The sequence below is a fragment of the Agrobacterium sp. genome, assembly GCF_059499945.1.
In genome coordinates this window covers 115,307-132,168 of sequence record NZ_JCABZP010000016.1, presented here as the reverse complement: position 1 = coordinate 132,168, position 16,862 = coordinate 115,307, and the positions used below count along the sequence as shown (strand labels likewise).

General features: G+C 58.7%; 14 protein-coding genes. 6 read left to right on the top strand and 8 right to left on the bottom strand.

Going from position 1 to position 16,862, the window contains the following annotated elements:
• Positions 1-107: 107 nt before the first annotated feature.
• Together AC5I5B_RS19990 and AC5I5B_RS19985 are read left to right on the top strand one after the other, a co-directional pair.
• Complete coding sequence (locus tag AC5I5B_RS19990; protein WP_111834617.1) at positions 108-4,868, top strand: NAD-glutamate dehydrogenase; 4,761 nt, start codon at positions 108-110, stop codon at positions 4,866-4,868.
• A 109-nt stretch (positions 4,869-4,977) separates the two neighbouring features.
• Positions 4,978-6,354: an MFS transporter gene (locus AC5I5B_RS19985; protein ID WP_111834616.1), complete on the top strand. Its 1,377-nt coding sequence runs from the start codon at positions 4,978-4,980 to the stop codon at positions 6,352-6,354.
• Positions 6,355-6,410: 56 nt separating this feature from the next.
• Here AC5I5B_RS19985 and phaR read toward each other — a convergent pair whose 3' ends face one another.
• Entirely contained in the window at positions 6,411-6,986 is a 576-nt protein-coding gene (phaR, locus tag AC5I5B_RS19980; protein ID WP_003520279.1) for a polyhydroxyalkanoate synthesis repressor PhaR, read from the bottom strand.
• A gap of 243 nt (positions 6,987-7,229) precedes the next feature.
• Here phaR and AC5I5B_RS19975 point away from each other — a divergent pair, with 243 nt between their 5' ends.
• The 4 genes from AC5I5B_RS19975 (at position 7,230) to bfr (ending at position 10,339) form a co-directional block, all read left to right on the top strand.
• On the top strand, positions 7,230-8,411 hold the full coding sequence (locus AC5I5B_RS19975; RefSeq protein WP_003505229.1) for an acetyl-CoA C-acetyltransferase: 1,182 nt from the start codon (positions 7,230-7,232) through the stop codon (positions 8,409-8,411).
• 171 nt (positions 8,412-8,582) lie between these two features.
• On the top strand, positions 8,583-9,308 hold the full coding sequence (phbB, locus tag AC5I5B_RS19970; RefSeq protein ID WP_060725465.1) for an acetoacetyl-CoA reductase: 726 nt from the start codon (positions 8,583-8,585) through the stop codon (positions 9,306-9,308).
• A gap of 268 nt (positions 9,309-9,576) precedes the next feature.
• A complete protein-coding gene (locus AC5I5B_RS19965) occupies positions 9,577-9,888 on the top strand; it encodes a (2Fe-2S)-binding protein (RefSeq protein ID WP_003505234.1) in 312 nt (103 codons plus the stop codon).
• On the top strand, positions 9,854-10,339 hold the full coding sequence (gene bfr, locus AC5I5B_RS19960) for a bacterioferritin (RefSeq protein WP_003505236.1): 486 nt from the start codon (positions 9,854-9,856) through the stop codon (positions 10,337-10,339). Before AC5I5B_RS19965 ends, bfr begins: the two co-directional genes overlap by 35 nt.
• 42 nt (positions 10,340-10,381) lie before the next feature.
• Here bfr and AC5I5B_RS19955 read toward each other — a convergent pair whose 3' ends face one another.
• The 7 genes from AC5I5B_RS19955 to AC5I5B_RS19925 form a co-directional block, all read right to left on the bottom strand.
• Complete coding sequence (locus AC5I5B_RS19955) at positions 10,382-10,894, bottom strand: RNA pyrophosphohydrolase (protein ID WP_080570260.1); 513 nt, start codon at positions 10,892-10,894, stop codon at positions 10,382-10,384.
• Positions 10,895-10,940: 46 nt separating this feature from the next.
• Complete coding sequence (locus AC5I5B_RS19950; RefSeq protein ID WP_111834615.1) at positions 10,941-12,140, bottom strand: divergent polysaccharide deacetylase family protein; 1,200 nt, start codon at positions 12,138-12,140, stop codon at positions 10,941-10,943.
• A 62-nt stretch (positions 12,141-12,202) separates the two neighbouring features.
• Positions 12,203-13,531 carry a S41 family peptidase gene (locus AC5I5B_RS19945; RefSeq protein WP_003505242.1) on the bottom strand — a complete coding sequence of 443 codons (1,329 nt, stop codon included), beginning with the start codon at positions 13,529-13,531 and terminating at the stop codon, positions 12,203-12,205.
• Positions 13,521-14,918, bottom strand: a complete 1,398-nt coding sequence (locus AC5I5B_RS19940; protein WP_111834614.1) for a murein hydrolase activator EnvC family protein — start codon at positions 14,916-14,918, stop codon at positions 13,521-13,523. Before AC5I5B_RS19940 ends, AC5I5B_RS19945 begins: the two co-directional genes overlap by 11 nt.
• Before the next feature lie 159 nt (positions 14,919-15,077).
• On the bottom strand, positions 15,078-15,560 hold the full coding sequence (gene rlmH / locus AC5I5B_RS19935) for a 23S rRNA (pseudouridine(1915)-N(3))-methyltransferase RlmH (RefSeq protein ID WP_003505246.1): 483 nt from the start codon (positions 15,558-15,560) through the stop codon (positions 15,078-15,080).
• Between the two features lie 158 nt (positions 15,561-15,718).
• Entirely contained in the window at positions 15,719-16,207 is a 489-nt protein-coding gene (rsfS, locus tag AC5I5B_RS19930; protein WP_003505248.1) for a ribosome silencing factor, read from the bottom strand.
• A gap of 69 nt (positions 16,208-16,276) precedes the next feature.
• A complete protein-coding gene (locus AC5I5B_RS19925; RefSeq protein ID WP_050816429.1) occupies positions 16,277-16,861 on the bottom strand; it encodes a nicotinate-nucleotide adenylyltransferase in 585 nt (194 codons plus the stop codon).
• Position 16,862: the final 1 nt, after the last annotated feature.

Here is a 16,862-nt window from a genome sequence, read left to right as displayed (position 1 = left end):
CTCTTCGTAATTCCACGCCAATATCCGATTCGACTGAAAAGGCAAAATCCGCAAATTGGCGATGCTTTTTTATATTAAAGTGTGATTTTTGGAGGAATCCACGTTAAATGGGCTATAGAAACAATCCAAAACGCGAAAAACAGATCGAAAAAGCGCGCCAGCAGGCAATTGCCGAAAATGTCCAATTTCTTGATCCAGGTATTCTTTATGGAAGGGCAAGTGCGGACGATATAGAATATTATTCCGCAGAGATGCTGGCGGCGAGCGCGGCCCACAGTTTCCAGGCACTTTCGCACTGGACGGGAGAGGTTCCGTACATCGGCATCTCCCAGGTGGAGGGCGTTTCACCGCGGGACATTCCGGTAACGGTTCTGACCATTATCGGCCGCAATATGCCTTTCCTTTATGATTCCGTCATGGGCGAGGTCACCAGCAGCTATCGCGGCCTTTATCTCGCCGTGCACCCGATACTGGTGCGCGACGAAAGCGCGCAGGCAGGCTATCGTCTTGCGGAACCGGAGGATGATCCCGCTGAAAATATCAGCCTCATCCAGCTGCATATCGCGCCGCTCACGCAGCAGGCCGCCGCAGCGCTGGAAGAGAAGCTGCGCTTCGTACTGACGCAGGTCCAGTCAGCCTATCGCGACTGGCGGCCCATGCTGGCGAAACTCGACGAGGCGCTGGACGAATTGTCCAAGCGCGGCTCATCGCGGCGCAAGACGGAGCGAACGGAAGCGGTCGAATTCCTCAACTGGCTTCGCAATGACAATTTCACCTTCCTCGGCATGCGTGACTATACCTATTCCGGCAAGGGAAAGAACGCGAAGATCGAACGCGGTGACGGCGTCGGCCTCGGCAGTCTCAGCGATCCGGATGTGCGCGTGCTGCGTCTCGGCAAGAACGCCGTGACGACGACCCCGGAAATCCTTGCCTTCCTCGACGGCCCGGATTTCCTCATCGTCACCAAGGCCAATGTGAAATCCATCGTGCACCGCCGCGCCTATATGGATTATATCGGCATCAAACGCTTCGACGAGGACGGCAATGTCATCGGCGAATTGCGCATCGTCGGCCTCTTCACCGCCACCGCCTACACGCGCTCGGTCAAACAGATACCCTTGCTGCGCGCCAAGGTCGCGGAAGTCGAACGGCATTTCGGCTTCGATCCGAACAGCCACTCCGGCCGCATCCTGCAGAACACGCTGGAAGCCTACCCGCGCGACGATCTCTTCCAGATCGAAACGGATCTTCTGATCCGCTTCGTCGAGCAGATCATGGAACTGAGCGACCGGCCACGCGTGCGCGTGCTTGCGCGTATCGACCGTTTCGACCGCTTCGTTTCGGCCATCATCTTCGTTCCGCGTGAGGAATATAATTCCTATGTGCGTGAGAAGATCGGCGATTATCTGAGCAGGGTCTATGACGGGCATATTTCCGCCTATTATCCCGCCTTCCCCGAAGGCGCCGTCGCCCGCGTGCACTTCATCGTCGGGCGCACGGAAGGCAAAACCCCACGCATTGCCCAGGACAAGCTCGAAGATGCCGTCAGCGATATTGCAGCGCGCTGGATAGACCACTTCATTGCGCTGTCGGAGCCCGGTGCGCCGGTGCTGGAGGTGGATCAGGCGTATCAGGAGGCCTTCACGCCGGAAGAGGCGATCGGCGACATGCCCGATATTCTGGGTGCCGCGAAGGGTGAGCCGGTCCGCATCGAATTTTACCAGCAGGAAGGCCAGTCGGCCGACACGCTGTCCTTGAAAATCTTCCACCGCGACGGTCACCTGCCGCTTTCGCGCCGCGTACCGCTGCTCGAAAATCTCGGCTTCAACGTCATCAGTGAGCGCACCTTCGACATCGGTGTGGTTTCAGATGGCGAGAAGCGCGATATCGTTCTGCACGATATGGAACTCTCTGTCGCAGCCGGCACGACGCTCGATCTGCCGCATTACGGACCGAAGCTCGAAGAAGCCTTCCTTGCCGCCTTCTCCGGCAAGGTCGATAACGACAACTTCAACCGCCTGATCCTCACCAGCGGTTTGACAGTGCGCGAAGTTTCCGTCCTGCGCGCCTATGCCCGTTATCTGCGCCAGACCGGCATCGTTTATTCACAGGAGCATATTTCCGAAACGCTCTATAAATATCCTGACATTTCGCGGAATATTTTCGCGCTGTTCAAGGCCGGCTTCGATCCGTCTGTTGAGGAAAAGAAGCGGGTGAAGAAACTCGCCGAGATACACAAGGCAATCGAAGCGGCATTGAGCGGCGTTCCCAATCTCGATGAGGACCGCACCCTCCGACGTTACGTCAACGCCATCGACGCGACGCTGCGCACCAACTACTTCCAGAAAAACGCCGATGGCACGCCGCGTGACATTCTGGCGTTCAAGTTCGATCCCAAACATCTTGATGGCCTGCCCGACCCGCGCCCCTTCCGCGAAATCTTCGTTTATGGAACCGAGGTCGAAGGTGTGCATCTGCGCTTCGGCAAGGTCGCACGTGGTGGTCTGCGCTGGTCGGATCGCGGCCAGGATTACCGCACGGAAGTGCTCGGTCTCGTCAAGGCGCAGCAGGTCAAGAATGCGGTGATCGTTCCTGTTGGCGCCAAGGGCGGCTTCTTCCCGAAGAGCCTGCCCGCCGGCGGCTCCCGCGATGAGGTCTTTAATGCCGGCCGCGAAGCCTACAAGACCTATATCCGCACCCTGCTGTCCATCACCGACAATATCGTTGATGACGCTATCGTGCCGCCGGCCGATACGCTGCGGCTCGATGGCGACGATCCCTATTTCGTTGTCGCCGCCGACAAGGGAACAGCAACCTTCTCCGATACGGCGAATGGCCTTGCCCACGACGCCGGCTTCTGGCTGGACGATGCCTTCGCATCGGGTGGCTCGGCCGGTTACGACCACAAGAAGATGGGCATCACCGCGCGTGGCGCCTGGGAAACCGTAAAACGCCATTTCCGTGAAATGGGCACCGACATACAGACCACGCCCTTCACCGTGGCAGGCGTGGGCGACATGTCCGGCGACGTTTTCGGCAACGGCATGCTGCTGTCGGAAAAGATCAGGCTGATTGCGGCCTTCGATCACCGCGACATCTTCATCGACCCGGACCCCGATACCGACAAGTCCTTTGCCGAGCGCAAGCGGCTTTTCGAACTGCCCCGTTCCAGCTGGCAGGATTACGACCGTTCAACGCTCTCCGGCGGCGCGATGATCATTTCGCGCTCCGAAAAATCGGTGACGCTGACGCCAGAAGCCGTGGCTGCCATTGGCATCGACAAATCCGTCGCCACGCCCTTCGAGATCATGACCGCCATCCTGAAGGCGCCGACCGATCTTCTGTGGTTCGGTGGCATCGGCACCTACATCAAGGCGGCGGTGGAAACCAATGCCGAGGTGGGCGACAGGGCGAATGACCCCATCCGCGTCAACGCAACGGAGTTGCGTGCGAAGGTCATCGGCGAAGGCGCCAATCTGGGCATCACCCAGAAGGGCCGCATCGCCTATTCGCTCTCGGGCGGGCGTTGCAATTCCGACGCGATCGACAATTCGGCGGGCGTGAATTCCTCCGACGTCGAGGTCAACATCAAGATCGCACTGGCCTCCGCCGTTAATAGTGGTCGCCTGACGATGCCGAAACGCAACCAGCTTCTCGCTTCCATGACGCCGGAAGTGGCGCAGCTCGTGCTGCGCAACAACTACCTGCAATCCCTGGCGATCTCGTTGACGGAGCGGCTGGGGCTCGCCAACCGGGAAGAGCTCGGCCGCCTGATGAGCGCATTGGAGGCAACCGGACAGCTGAACCGCAAGGTGGAAACCCTGCCGAACAATGCCGAACTCAGCGAAAGATATGCCTCCGGCAAACCGCTGACCCGGCCGGAAATCGGCGTGCTTCTGTCTTATGCCAAGCTGACCCTGTTCGACGCATTGGTGGCAAGCCCGCTTCCGGACGAGCCCTATCTCCAGCATCTGCTGGTCGATTATTTCCCGGCCAAGATGCAGAAGAACTATGCCGACGATATCAAGGCGCATCGTCTGCACCGCGAAATCGTCGCGACCGCACTCGCCAATGCCGTGGTTAATCGCGGTGGCCCGGGCTTCGTACAGAAACTTGCCGATGCGAGCGGTCTTCTGGCCGCTGATGTCGTCAAGGCGGCGGTGATCGTCGAGGACGGTTTTGGTCTCAAACGTCTTTGGAGCGAAGTCGACGCGCTTGACGGCAAGATCGGAGGTGAAGTCCAGAACGGGCTTTATGCGACGATCACGCGTATCTTCTCGGATGCGAGCAGACTTTACCTGCAAACCGGGAGTGCGGGCGCGGCGACGGGCGACATGGCGACCGAGATCGAGCGCCTGAAAACCGCGATCAAGACGCTGTCGCCAGCGGCAGCGAAATATCGCCGGGAGCTTGGCGTCACGGAAATCGACGGCGTTCCCCCAGCTCTTCTGGAGGAACTCGATACGCTTTCGCTGCTGATCTATGTGCCTGAAATCATGCGCATCGCCGAAAGTGCGGGCACGACGCTCGCCCGCGCCGCCGAAAGCTATGCCACCGTCTCCTCGACTTTCCGTGTCGCGCGTCTGCTGGATGCCAGCCAGCGCATCACGCCGGCGGATCATTACGAGAGTCTGGCTCTCCTGCGCAGCCAGGATCAGATCTCCTCGTCGAGACGACGGATCGTCATCTCCGCGCTGACGGAATATGCCAAGGAAAAGGATCCGGTTCAGGCCTGGTATGCGGCAGACCGCGTGCGCGTCAACCGTATCGTCTCTGAACTCGGCGCACTCAGCGACAGCGGCGATACCAACCTTGCCCGTCTGACGGTCGCGGCGGGGCTGCTTGGCGATATCGTTCAGGCACGCTGATCGGCAGCCTAGAAAAATGCCATCCGGGTCACTGCCCCGGATGGTGTCAGACAAGTCGGATGCACCCGCATCGCGCATTTTATTTCCCGATTTTCCGATAGGACGATGAATGACTGCCCCTTCCCCAAATGCGGAAACAGTGGTTGCCAAACGCGGCATCTGGGGCTGGGTGATGTTCGACTGGGCGGCGCAGCCGTTTTTCACGGTCGTCACAACCTTCGTTTTCGGACCCTATTTCGTCGCACGGCTCACCGACGATCCGATTTCGGCGCAGGCGACATGGAGCAACATGGCGACGGTGTCGTCGATCATCATCGCCCTCTTCTCCCCCATTCTCGGCTCCATCGCCGACCAGTCCGGCGCACGCAAGCCGTGGATCGCCTTTTTTGCCGCCATCAAGATCGTCAGTCTTTTCTTCCTGTGGTTCGCAACACCGGGATCGCCGCTCATCCTGCCGATTATCTGTATTATCCTCGCTTCCATCGCGGCCGAATTCTCGATTGTCTTCAACGATTCCATGATGCCGCGGCTGACCAATCCGCAAAATGTCGGGCGCATTTCCAATCTCGCCTGGGGGCTTGGTTATCTCGGCGGGATGGTGGTGCTGACCGCCGTGGTGACGCTTCTGGCCGTAAGCCCTAAAACCGGGCTGACATTGGCCGGAATTACGCCGCTCTTAGGACTGGACCCCGCCAGCGGTGCGGATGCGCGAGTAACCGGGCCAATTGCCGCAATCTGGTATCTCGTCTTCATTCTACCAATGTTCCTGTTCACGCCCGATGCGAGAAGGGGCCTGCCCTTCGGCGTGGCGATCCGCTCAGGGCTTTCTGAACTTAACAACACGTTGCGTGAGCTGCGCAGCCGCCCGCTTCTGCTACGATTTTTCATCGCCCGGATGCTGTATCAGGATGGCGTGAATGGGCTCATCATCCTCGGAGGAACGTTTGCTGCCGGAATGTTCGGCTGGGAAACTATGGAAATAGGCCTTTTTGGCATTTTGCTTAATATAGTTGCCATCGCAGGCTGTTTCACGGCCGGGCGCGTCGATCAGACACTCGGTTCTCGTATCACCATTCTGATTAGCCTGTCGCTCCTGCTGCTCGCGACGCTCGGACTCGTCTCGACGGACAAAGACTCCACCCTTTTCGGCCTGCTACAATTATCGACCGCAGATAATGGCGGCATCTTCGCCACCGGCGCGGAAAAGGCCTATCTGCTTTATGGTGTGTTGATCGGCCTTGCCTTCGGCCCCGTTCAGGCCTCGTCACGATCTTATCTCGCCCGCAACATCACCGTGGCGGAGGCGGGCCGTTATTTCGGTATTTATGCGCTCTCCGGACGCGCCACCAGCTTCATGGCGACGCTGTCGTTTTCCATAGCAACCACAATAAGCGGCTCGGCCCATATCGGCATGGCGACGCTCATCGTATTTCTGGGATCAGGGTTCCTACTATTGCTGCGCGTGCCGGAAAGAACGGCAGGCTGAAAGTCTGAAGCAAAAGCCGATGCGGTTTGCTGAAACCGGGCATCGGCCCGACAGGATCAGAGCTGATCGAGCTTTTGCTGCAATGCGCGCAACTGCGCCTTCAGCTCATCGATTTCGGATGCATTCGGCTTGCGGGTTTCCTTGGGCGCCTGCGGCATTGCGAAAGGCGTGAAGCCCTGCATCGCCTGGCGGAAGAGTTCAGTGTTGCGGCGGATCTGCTCTTCCATCATCTGCAGCGGCGCCTGGAAATTGCGCGCCAGCGAACCGTCGCCGAAGGCCTTGGCCATGTGCTCCTGCATCTGGCTCTGCTGATCGGAGAAGGTCTTCATCGAATGTTCGAGAAATGTCGGCACCACCATCTGCATCTGGTCGCCGTAATAGGAGATCAATTGCCGCAGAAACGCCGTCGGTAGCAGCGTATTGCCGGTTTTGGCCTCCTGTTCGACGATGATCTGCGTCAGGACCGCGTGGGTAATATCCTCTGATGATTTGGCATCCTGAACCTTGAAGTCCTCGCCGCGTTTGACCATCTGCGCCAGATCATCAAGCGTCACATAGGTACTGGTGCCGGTATTATAGAGCCGCCTGTTGGCGTATTTTTTAATGATTGTTTCGCCGTCGTGTTTCGCCATGCCCGCCTCCTCGCGATGATGGTATTTTCTTGTTTTTTGGTGTTATTGCTCTTCCCACCGCAAAGTGTATGCGCAAAACAAGCCCTCTGACAAATGTTTTGTGCATCGCAACAGTTTGTTTTTTGCGCAGCAATTTTCCGCAAGATTCCAGCGTGATTTAGCAACATCTTTTAAAGCAACTTTCGCCATTTGACTTGTATTGAAAGCTTTGCCAGTCTCCGCCCGCAAGTGAGGAGAAAACTAATGACCCTGCCTTCAATCGTAATTGCCAGCGCCGCGCGCACCGCAGTCGGCTCTTTCAATGGCCACTTTGCCAATACGCCAGCCCATGAACTGGGGGCGACCGTCATCAGCGCCGTGCTGGAACGCGCCGGCGTCGCGGCTGGCGAAATCGATGAAGTCATTCTCGGTCAGGTCCTGACGGCGGGCGAAGGGCAGAACCCGGCGCGGCAGGCGGCGATGAAGGCCGGAATTCCCCAGGAAGCAACCGCCTTCGGTCTCAATCAGCTCTGTGGTTCCGGCCTGCGCGCCGTGGCCCTTGGCATGCAGCAGATCGTTACCGGCGATGCGGCCATCGTTATTGCCGGCGGCCAGGAATCCATGTCCATGGCGCCCCACTGCGCCCATTTGCGCGGCGGCGTGAAGATGGGCGATTTCAAGATGATCGACACCATGCTGAAAGACGGCCTGACTGACGCCTTTTACGGCTATCACATGGGCATCACTGCTGAAAACATCGCACGCCAATGGCAGCTTTCCCGCGATGAACAGGACCAATTTGCGGTCGCATCGCAAAATAAGGCCGAAGCCGCGCAGAATGCCGGTCGTTTCACTGACGAGATCGTTGCCTTCACGGTCAAAGGCCGCAAGGCCGATATCGTCATCGATGCGGATGAACATATCCGCGCTGGCGCTTCACTGGAAACGATGGCCAAGCTGCGCCCCGCCTTTGACAAGGAAGGCACCGTGACGGCGGGCAACGCCTCCGGTCTGAATGATGGTGCCGCCGCCACGCTTTTGATGTCGGAACAGGAGGCGGGAAAGCGCGGTATCAAGCCGCTGGCCCGTATCGCCTCCTGGGCGACGGCAGGTGTCGATCCGCAGATCATGGGCACCGGCCCCATCCCCGCCTCCCGCAAGGCGCTGGCCAAGGCTGGCTGGTCGATCAGCGATATTGGCCTTGTGGAAGCCAACGAAGCCTTTGCGGCCCAGTCCTGCGCGGTGGTGCGCGAACTTGGTCTTGATCCTGATATCGTCAACGTCAATGGCGGGGCGATTGCCATCGGCCATCCGATCGGCGCCTCCGGTGCGCGCGTCCTTAACACCCTGATTTTCGAAATGCGCCGCCGCAACGTGTCGAAGGGTCTCGCAACGCTCTGCATCGGCGGCGGCATGGGTGTCGCCATGTGCATCGAAGCACTCTGAAACCACCGCCTGACTTGTCAAAAAGCAATTCCGGTTCGGCGTGCAATAGGTTAGAAGCGGCCTCCCATTGGCCGCATTTCTGTGGCCGGTGAGCGCGACGAAAAACTTCTGCAAGATATGGAAGCATCCTCGCATATGCAGGCGCTTCAATGACAGGTCATGGAGGCCGATATGAGCCGGGTTGCTTTGATTTCCGGCGGGACGAGCGGCATAGGCGCCGCAATCGCCCGCGCCCTGCAGGCGGCCGGCTACCGCGTGGCCGTCAATTACGCTTTCACGACGGACAGGGCGGAAGCATTCCAGAAAGAAACCGGCATCCCTGCATTCCAGTGGGATGTGCGCGACTATGACGCCTGCGTCAGTGGCATTGCGAAGGTGGAAGAGACTTTGGGGCCTGTCGAAGTCCTCGTCAACAATGCCGGCATCACCCGCGATGCGATGTTCCACAAGATGACACCGCAGCAATGGCGCGAGGTGATCGACACCAACCTCACCGGCGTGTTCAACATGACGCACCCCGTCTGGCCGGGCATGCGCGACCGCGGCTTCGGTCGCATCGTCAATATTTCCTCCATCAATGGCCAGAAGGGACAGGCAGGGCAGGCCAACTACTCCGCCTCGAAGGCAGGCGATATCGGCTTCACCAAGGCGCTCGCCCAGGAGGGCGCCAGCCGCAACATCACCGTCAACGCCATCTGCCCCGGCTATATCGGCACGGAGATGGTAAGAGCGATCCCGGAAAAGGTTCTGGCCGAACGGATCGTGCCGCAAATTCCCGTAGGACGGTTGGGTGAACCCGAGGAAATCGCGCGCTGCGTTCTGTTTCTGGTTTCCGACGAGGCCGGCTTCATCACCGGCTCGACCATGACGGCCAATGGCGGACAATATTTCGCCTGAGGCCATCCATCGCCGCCCTGCCGGCCGCCTAAACTCAGTAAACTTTCCGTGATCTCGGCTTCGATAAATTTGCGGCGCACAAAAACTTGAAGATGAAAGACAGGAAAGACAGGCCGCCTAAACCAATGAAAATACGATAGTTTTTGTATAGTTTAGAATGAGTCTAGAAAACCCTTGGCGACTCATTTAATAGGTTTTTCTTGACATTGGCTGTCCTGTTTTGGTTTAAGAATGAAAACAACGTGTTGCGTCATACAGGCAGTCCATCATGCTGGTTTGCAGCTGCAATTACATCACTGATCACGATATCCGGGACGTCATTAACGAGCTCCTCGACGAGGACTGTTGGCAGCTCATCGTTCCTGCAAAAGTGTATCACGCCATGGAAAAACGCGGCCGCTGCTGCGGCTGTTTCCCGACCGTTGTCGACCTGATCATCAAAACGACTGAAGAATATCATGCCCGTCGCCACTCGACTGAGGCCGATGTTTTTGATTTTATGTCCCGCCTGAAGCAATTCCATGAAGAGAACAGGAGAGCGGACATTGAAAGGCGACAAAAAAGTCATCGAGCGGCTTAACGAGGCCCTTTTTCTCGAACTCGGTGCGGTAAACCAGTACTGGCTTCACTATCGTTTGCTGGAAGACTGGGGCTACACGAAGCTCGCCAAAAAGGAACGTGCTGAATCCATCGAGGAAATGCAGCACGCCGACAAGCTGGTCGCACGCATCATCTTCCTTGAAGGCCATCCCAACCTTCAGACGGTTTCGCCCCTGCGCATCGGCCAGAACGTCAAGGAAGTTCTGGAAGCTGACCTTGCCGGCGAATATGACGCCCGCACCTCCTACAAGAAATCGCGCGATATCTGTTATGAGGCCGGAGACTACGTCTCCATGAAGCTTTTCGAAGAACTGCTGATCGACGAGGAAGGCCATATCGACTTTCTCGAAACCCAGCTCGAACTGCTCGGCAAGATCGGCGAAGAGAAATACGGCCAGCTCAATGCCGATTCCGCCAACGAAGCGGAATAAGCACTGGCGACAGGACAGAAAAGGCGGCCCAGGCCGCCTTTTTTATTTGCCGGAAAGGTGCTGGAACTCCGCCACAACCTTCTCGTATACCGCCCGCTTGAAAGGCACGATGAGCTCCGGCAGGATTTCCATCGGCTTCCAGTCCCATGCGTCGAATTCGGCCGTGTGCCCGGTTGGCGGCGGATCGATCTGGATTTCGCTTTCATCGCCCTCGAAGCGGAACGCAAACCAGCGCTGCGCCTGCCCGCGATATTTGCCCCTGAGGCCGATACCAATCAGTTCGGGCGGCAGATCATAGTGAATCCAGTCGCTCGCTTCCGCAAGCAGGCTCACCGTTTTCATGCCCGTCTCTTCGTAGAGTTCGCGAATGGCGGCCGTCAAAGGCCGTTCGCCGTCATCGATGCCGCCCTGCGGCATCTGCCACAATTGCGGTGAACCGTCATATTCGGAATTGCCTTCCTTGATACGCCGACCGGCCCAGACGAGGCCCCGAGCGTTCAGAACCATTATTCCCGCACAGGGACGGTAAGGCAAATCTTCTGCTTTGATTGTCATGGGAAACCCGCACTGTCTCAACGCCGGAAATGGTCGCAGGCAAGGTTTACTGCCCCGCCTGCCCGGAAACAAGCGCGGAAACACCGACGATCTCAATACCGCGCCCGCCGGCCTCACGCGACCATTTCGAGATCGCCGCAACGCTTTCATCGAAGGCCGACGCAACGCCGATCGCCTGGCCATTACGCCGCGCAATCCGCTCCAGCTCGTCCAGCTTGCGCAGAATGGAAGCTTCGGTGACTTCGCCGTCGAGCAAAATATCGGCAAAGCCCTGCGGCGCGGAAATAGCCTTCGCGATCCCCCCGCTCAACGACTGCGCCGAGGAGCCATCATCCAGAAACAGCAGGCCACGCTTGCCGATGTCGCGCATGACAGGCTCCAAGGCCGCCTGCTCGGCAAGAAAGCGCCCGCCGAGATAATTCATGATGCCGGTGTAATTGGTGATTTTTGTCATGGAGCGATGCAGCCGGTCGATATTGACCTTGGCAGGGTCACCCGCCAGCAGCGTGTCCGGGCCGGGATTAGTACCCGGATAACCGAAGGGTTCCAGCGGTATCTGAAGAAGAATTTCATGTCCTTGCCGGCGCGCTTCCTGCATCCAGCGCTGCAGGCTGTTGCCGCTGGCGGCAAAACCAAGCGTGACCTCCGGCGGTAGGTCTCGGATCGCTTTTTGCGACCCCGTCTGGCTGAGACCCAGCCCGCCGACCACGATCGCCACCCGTGTGCCCCGTGCGCCCGACCAGGGCCGTGCATATTGCTCCATCGGCCGCAAACCGTCCGCGCCAACGACCGGCAATCTGCCGAATGCGGTTTCTTCCAGCAGCTCCTCATTGGGCCGCGTCGCCATGCGCGGATCCTGACCATAGGTCTGGCCGCTCATCAGCACCGGCCCGTCACCCTCGCGCGGGCGGGGGGAGTACACCGATACGACATTGCCATCAGGCATTGTCTCGCGATTGATATTGGCGCCGGAGCGCCCGCTTTGCGGCTGCAGAACGGCAGCATCACCGGGAGCCGTTACCTCGGCCAGTGCGGTTTCAGGTGTCTTGTCGGCAAGCTGAGGCTGTGCATCCGGCCCGCTCGCCGTCTTCTGCAAATTGCCGGGCGAAAGCGCCGTATAGACGGACAGGCCGACGATCGAAAAAAACGCAAGCACCGACAGAGCCATAATGACGGAAAAGCGCCGGTTAATACCGGCGCTTTTTTTCTGACGACCTAGAAGCGGTTTTCGCAGGTCCGAAGGCAATGAACGATCCGTCCAAACGGTTGGGCAATCGAGACAATGCGCCGGCTGACCGGCGCACTATCTTACTGCTTGTTGACCACAGCCTTGTCCGGGTTCGGCGGGAAAGACGGATCCGTCTTGGCGCCGCGCAACAGGTCCAGCGCGTAGTTGAGCTGGATGTCGTCCTTTGCTTCCGGCGGCACGTAGGCGGAGGAACCAGAACCTTCGTCCGTTTCACTCTGGCCCTTGATATGGCCGGTCAGACTGGATTCGCCTTCGGTCGTGACGCGACCCTGCAATTCCGGCGGCAAAGGCTGTTCAACCTTGATGTCAGGCGTAATGCCCGTGCCCTGGATCGATTTGCCCGACGGCGTGTAATAAAGCGCCGTGGTCAGACGCAACGCACCGGCCTCGCCGAGCGGGATGATCGTCTGGACCGAGCCCTTGCCGAAGGAGCGCGTGCCGACGACGGTCGCACGACGCAGATCCTGCAGGGCACCGGCAACGATTTCCGAAGCCGAAGCCGAACCGCCGTTGACGAGCACGATTACCGGCTTGCCATCGGTCAGATCACCGGCCGTCGCGTTGAAGCGGCGGGTCTCGTCGGGATTGCGGCCACGGGTCGAAACGACCTCACCGCGCTCGAGGAAGGCGTCGGAAACATTGATCGCCTGATCAAGCAGACCACCCGGGTTGAGGCGCAGATCGAGCACATAACCCTTCAGCTTGTCGGCAGGCACATCAGCCTTGATCTTCTTGATCGCCTTTTCGAGATCATCATAGGTCTTCTCGGTAAAGGAGATGACGCGCAGATAACCGACATTGTCACCCTCGACGCGGGACTTGACGGCCCGCACGGCAATGACATCGCGCATGACGGTGAATTCAAGCGGCTTGTCAGCGCCCTGGCGGATGATCGTCAGCTTGATCGGCGTCTTGACCGCGCCGCGCATCTTTTCAACCGCCTGTTCCAGCTTCAGGCCACGAACCGGCGTACCGTCAATTTCTGAAATGAAGTCGCCGGCGAGAATGCCTGCGCGGGAAGCCGGCGTGTCGTCGATCGGCGTGATGACCTTGACCAGCTCGTTCTCCATGGTCACTTCGATGCCGAGACCGCCGAATTCACCCTTGGTCTGGGTGCGCATATCGTTGGCATCCTTGGCATTCATGAAGCTCGAATGCGGATCGAGCGAGCTGAGCATGCCGTTAATGGCATTTTCCACCAGCTTCTCGTCATCCGGCGGCGTCACATATTGTGCGCGCACGCGCTCGAACACGTCACCAAAGATCGACAGTTCCTTATAGGTCGAAGGCCCGGCCGCCTGTGCCGGCATGCTCGCCGAATAAATCACACTCATCGCCGTGGCGCCCATAAGCCCACCGATAAGGAGAAGCGAAACCTTACGAATCATTGTGCGCCCTTCCGGTATTTTTTGCGGTCCACCACGGTTGGGAATCAACCGGTACACCATCTTTCCTGAACTCAATGTAGAGCGTTGGCCTGTCGGTTTCCAGCGCCAATGCTGCTGCACTCGCTACTCTTTTTGCACCCATGGAGGCGATGGGCTCTCCGGAGAACACGAACATGCCCTGCCGCGTCCTCACATTGTCCATGCCCGTCATCACCACATGATATCCGTTACCCGTATTGAGGATGATCATCCGGCCGTAACTGCGAAAATCTCCAGCAAACACCACGAAGCCGTCTGCAGGCGCCGTCACGATGGCTTCCGGTCCGCTCGCGACAACAATTCCCTTGGAAAAGTGGCCCGTTCCGTCCGCATCGCCGAAGCGCCGCAGCACCTCGCCGGCCACCGGCAACTCCAGCTTTCCCTTCAAACTCGCGAAGGGATATGCGGGCGCAATGCGGTTTTTATCGGGCATTCCCGCCTCGGCCGCGGCGCGTTCCTTCTCGCGTTCCGCCTCCGAAAGACGAGCAAGACGCTGCTCTTCCGCCCGCGCCTTTTCCATCGCTTCCCGCACCGAGGTAATCTCGCCTTCGAGCGAACTGACCAGCCCCTCAAGGCTCGTCGCCTTGCTCGCAAGCTCTTCAGATCGCTTGCGTTCCGCCTCCAGTTCGGCCGCCGTCTGGGAATTCTTGCGGTCATTTTCGGCAATCAGGAGGTCGAGGCGTTTTTCCTCTTCCAGACTTGCCGTCATCATACCCGTAAGATCACCCTTTTCGCGAGCGATTGCCTGCCTGACGTCGGTCAATTCTTTGAGAGCGGCGACGAGCTTGTCGGTTTCACCGCGAATGCCGGGCACGACGGCGCCGAGAAGAATGGCGCTGCGCACGGAAGCCAGTGCATCTTCAGGTGAAACGAGGAGAGCCGGTGGCGGGTTTCTGCCCATGCGCTGCAATGCGGCCAGAACCTCCGCCAGCACGCCGCGTCTTTCCCGCAATGATGCCTTGACGCCATCCTCACGGACCGAAAGCTTGGCCAGGCGATCCTCGCCGTCGCTGATCTTGGCTTCCAGCGCCTTGCGTCGGGCAGCCGATGCGATCAGTTCCTCGCGAATGCGCGCGCTGTCCTGATTGAGGGAGGCGATGCTTTCTTCGAGCGTCCTTGTCTTGTCTTCCGAAAGGCCGATGCTGTCGACCAGCTCCTCCAGATCCTGCCGGTTCTGGTCGCGGCGCTTCTCCAGCGTCTGCAGCGCATCCGGCGAGGAAGCATCGGTTGCCGCCGGGGCAGCGCCCGCATCGTCACGCGAATGGGTCGGACCGCCCCCCATGACGAAAGCAGCAATAACCGCGCCCGCAAGGGCAGCGTGCCGTTTTCGTTGAGGCGTGGTGTCCATTTGAGCTTTCTTTGATGCCGAAGCAGGAGCGCCGATATTAGGGATTTTGCCGCGATCTTCCAAGAGGCCTGAGAAAGGCCGCCGCCAAAGTCGTCCGCAGTCAGCGGTGTCGCGGAGCTTCATGTTGAAATTGAGACAATTCCCCGAAAGGAAACCCGTTCAGGCGCGGTGATAGGGATGGCCGGAGAGGATCGTGACAGCCCGATAGAGCTGCTCGGCAATCAGGATACGAACGATCTGATGCGGCCATGTCAGCTTGCCGAGATTGAGAACGGCCGCCGCCCTGTCGTAAAGCGCGGGGTCAAGCCCATCTGCCCCGCCAATGGCGATCACAAGGTCACGTTTGCCGCTATCACGCAGATCGCCAAAAAATGAAGCAAAGGCGGGACTATCAAGTGCCTTTCCGCGCTCGTCCAACAGGACGAGGACAGCGCCATCGGCCAGATGTTTCTCCAGCATCGCGGCTTCTTCGCGTTTGCGGGTCTCGGCATTGGAAGCACGGCTTTCACCCACCTCGATCACCCGCGAAAACTCCAGCCCGATCGCCGGGCCGGTCTTTGCCAGACGCTCGATATAACGGGCCGCAAGATCCTTTTCAGGGCCGGATTTCAGCCGTCCCACCGCAAAAATTGAAATCCGCATCGCAAACCTGCATTCGTCGTGACCCAACAGGGTCCCGCTCTTAACAGCATAGCCTGCGGATTCCTATGCGGCCGGTCTGATTTCCGGCCAGAGGCACCGTTTCCGAAGTCAGATTGATCTTCGGCAGAAACGATGCACTCGCTCAAAGGCTCACCGCATCAATGCAGCGTCTCTTCCGGCATATCCGGCGTCGCCCACATTTTTTCAATGTTGTAGAAGGCGCGGATTTCCGGGCGGAACACATGAACGATGATGTCGCCGGTATCGATCAGCACCCAGTCTCCGGTCTCAAGACCTTCGACGCGGGCGTTTCCGAACCCTTCATCCTTCATGTCTTTCAGAAGATGCTCGCAAATCGCCGAGACATGCCTGTTCGATCGCCCGGAGACCACAACCATGTAGTCCGCAAGCGCCGATTTTCCGGCAATGTTGAGAGAGACGATATCTTCAGCCTTGGAGTCCTCGAGGCTCGCGAGGACGGTTTCGAGGGCATGGCCGGCGGCATCGGCGCCACTGTCCTGACCCTTCGGGATAGCAACAAATGCTTTTCCCTTGGCGTGTACTGTTGTCAGAGGTTTTCCTTTCCAAGAATGACAAAACAGGCACTGCGCGACGCGATTCTCTGCGTCACACAATGAAGGTGGCATCAAAGCATTAACTTTTCAAGATATGGGCACTTCAACATCAGCCGCATACATCATTTGTGATCGGAGCTGTCATTTACGGCCGTTGCGCAGCGCCGTGGAACTGAGCGTAGAACGCGGTCCGTGAATGAAAACCCAGGCGGGAGCGCGTTTTTTCCACAGAACCCCGGCATCGTCCTCATCTATCCGCGCCTGGCTGAAGGCCTGCGCCATGGTGGAGGAGAGGTAGGACAGGGTCGAACCCGGTCGATCGATCACCGCGATTGGAAAAGTCTCGGCTATGGTGCGCCATTTCTGCCAATGGTGAAAACTCTTCAGATTGTCGGCACCCATGACCCAGATGAAGCGGACGTGCGGATTTTTTGCCTTCACCTTCGCGAGTGTATTGGCCGTATAGCTCATCCCCAGCGTTTTCTCGAAAGCCGTCACCTTGATGCGTGGATCGTGGACCAGCTTTTCGCAGGCCGCGATGCGATCTTCCAGGGACGCCAGCTCCGAACGGCTTTTCAGCGGGTTGCCCGGCGTGACGATCCACCAGAGCTGATCGAGACCCAGCCTGCGCAGCGCAATCTCGGCCACAAGCGCATGGCCTGCATGGGGGGGATTGAAGGAGCCGCCGAAAAGCCCGACGACCATGCCGCGTTCGACATGCGGCATG

Excerpts from the sequence above, each read along its gene's own strand:
- AC5I5B_RS19990 (WP_111834617.1), top strand. The coding sequence starts at position 108 with ATGGGCTATAGAAACAATCCAAAACGCGAAAAACAGATCGAAAAAGCG.
- AC5I5B_RS19985 (WP_111834616.1), top strand. The coding sequence starts at position 4,978 with ATGACTGCCCCTTCCCCAAATGCGGAAACAGTGGTTGCCAAACGCGGC.
- phaR (WP_003520279.1), bottom strand. The coding sequence starts at position 6,986 with ATGGCGAAACACGACGGCGAAACAATCATTAAAAAATACGCCAACAGG.
- AC5I5B_RS19975 (WP_003505229.1), top strand. The coding sequence starts at position 7,230 with ATGACCCTGCCTTCAATCGTAATTGCCAGCGCCGCGCGCACCGCAGTC.
- phbB (WP_060725465.1), top strand. The coding sequence starts at position 8,583 with ATGAGCCGGGTTGCTTTGATTTCCGGCGGGACGAGCGGCATAGGCGCC.
- AC5I5B_RS19965 (WP_003505234.1), top strand. The coding sequence starts at position 9,577 with ATGCTGGTTTGCAGCTGCAATTACATCACTGATCACGATATCCGGGAC.
- AC5I5B_RS19955 (WP_080570260.1), bottom strand. The coding sequence starts at position 10,894 with ATGACAATCAAAGCAGAAGATTTGCCTTACCGTCCCTGTGCGGGAATA.
- AC5I5B_RS19945 (WP_003505242.1), bottom strand. The coding sequence starts at position 13,531 with ATGATTCGTAAGGTTTCGCTTCTCCTTATCGGTGGGCTTATGGGCGCC.
- AC5I5B_RS19940 (WP_111834614.1), bottom strand. The coding sequence starts at position 14,918 with ATGGACACCACGCCTCAACGAAAACGGCACGCTGCCCTTGCGGGCGCG.
- rlmH (WP_003505246.1), bottom strand. The coding sequence starts at position 15,560 with ATGCGGATTTCAATTTTTGCGGTGGGACGGCTGAAATCCGGCCCTGAA.
- rsfS (WP_003505248.1), bottom strand. The coding sequence starts at position 16,207 with ATGCCACCTTCATTGTGTGACGCAGAGAATCGCGTCGCGCAGTGCCTG.
- AC5I5B_RS19925 (WP_050816429.1), bottom strand. The coding sequence starts at position 16,861 with ATGCCGCATGTCGAACGCGGCATGGTCGTCGGGCTTTTCGGCGGCTCC.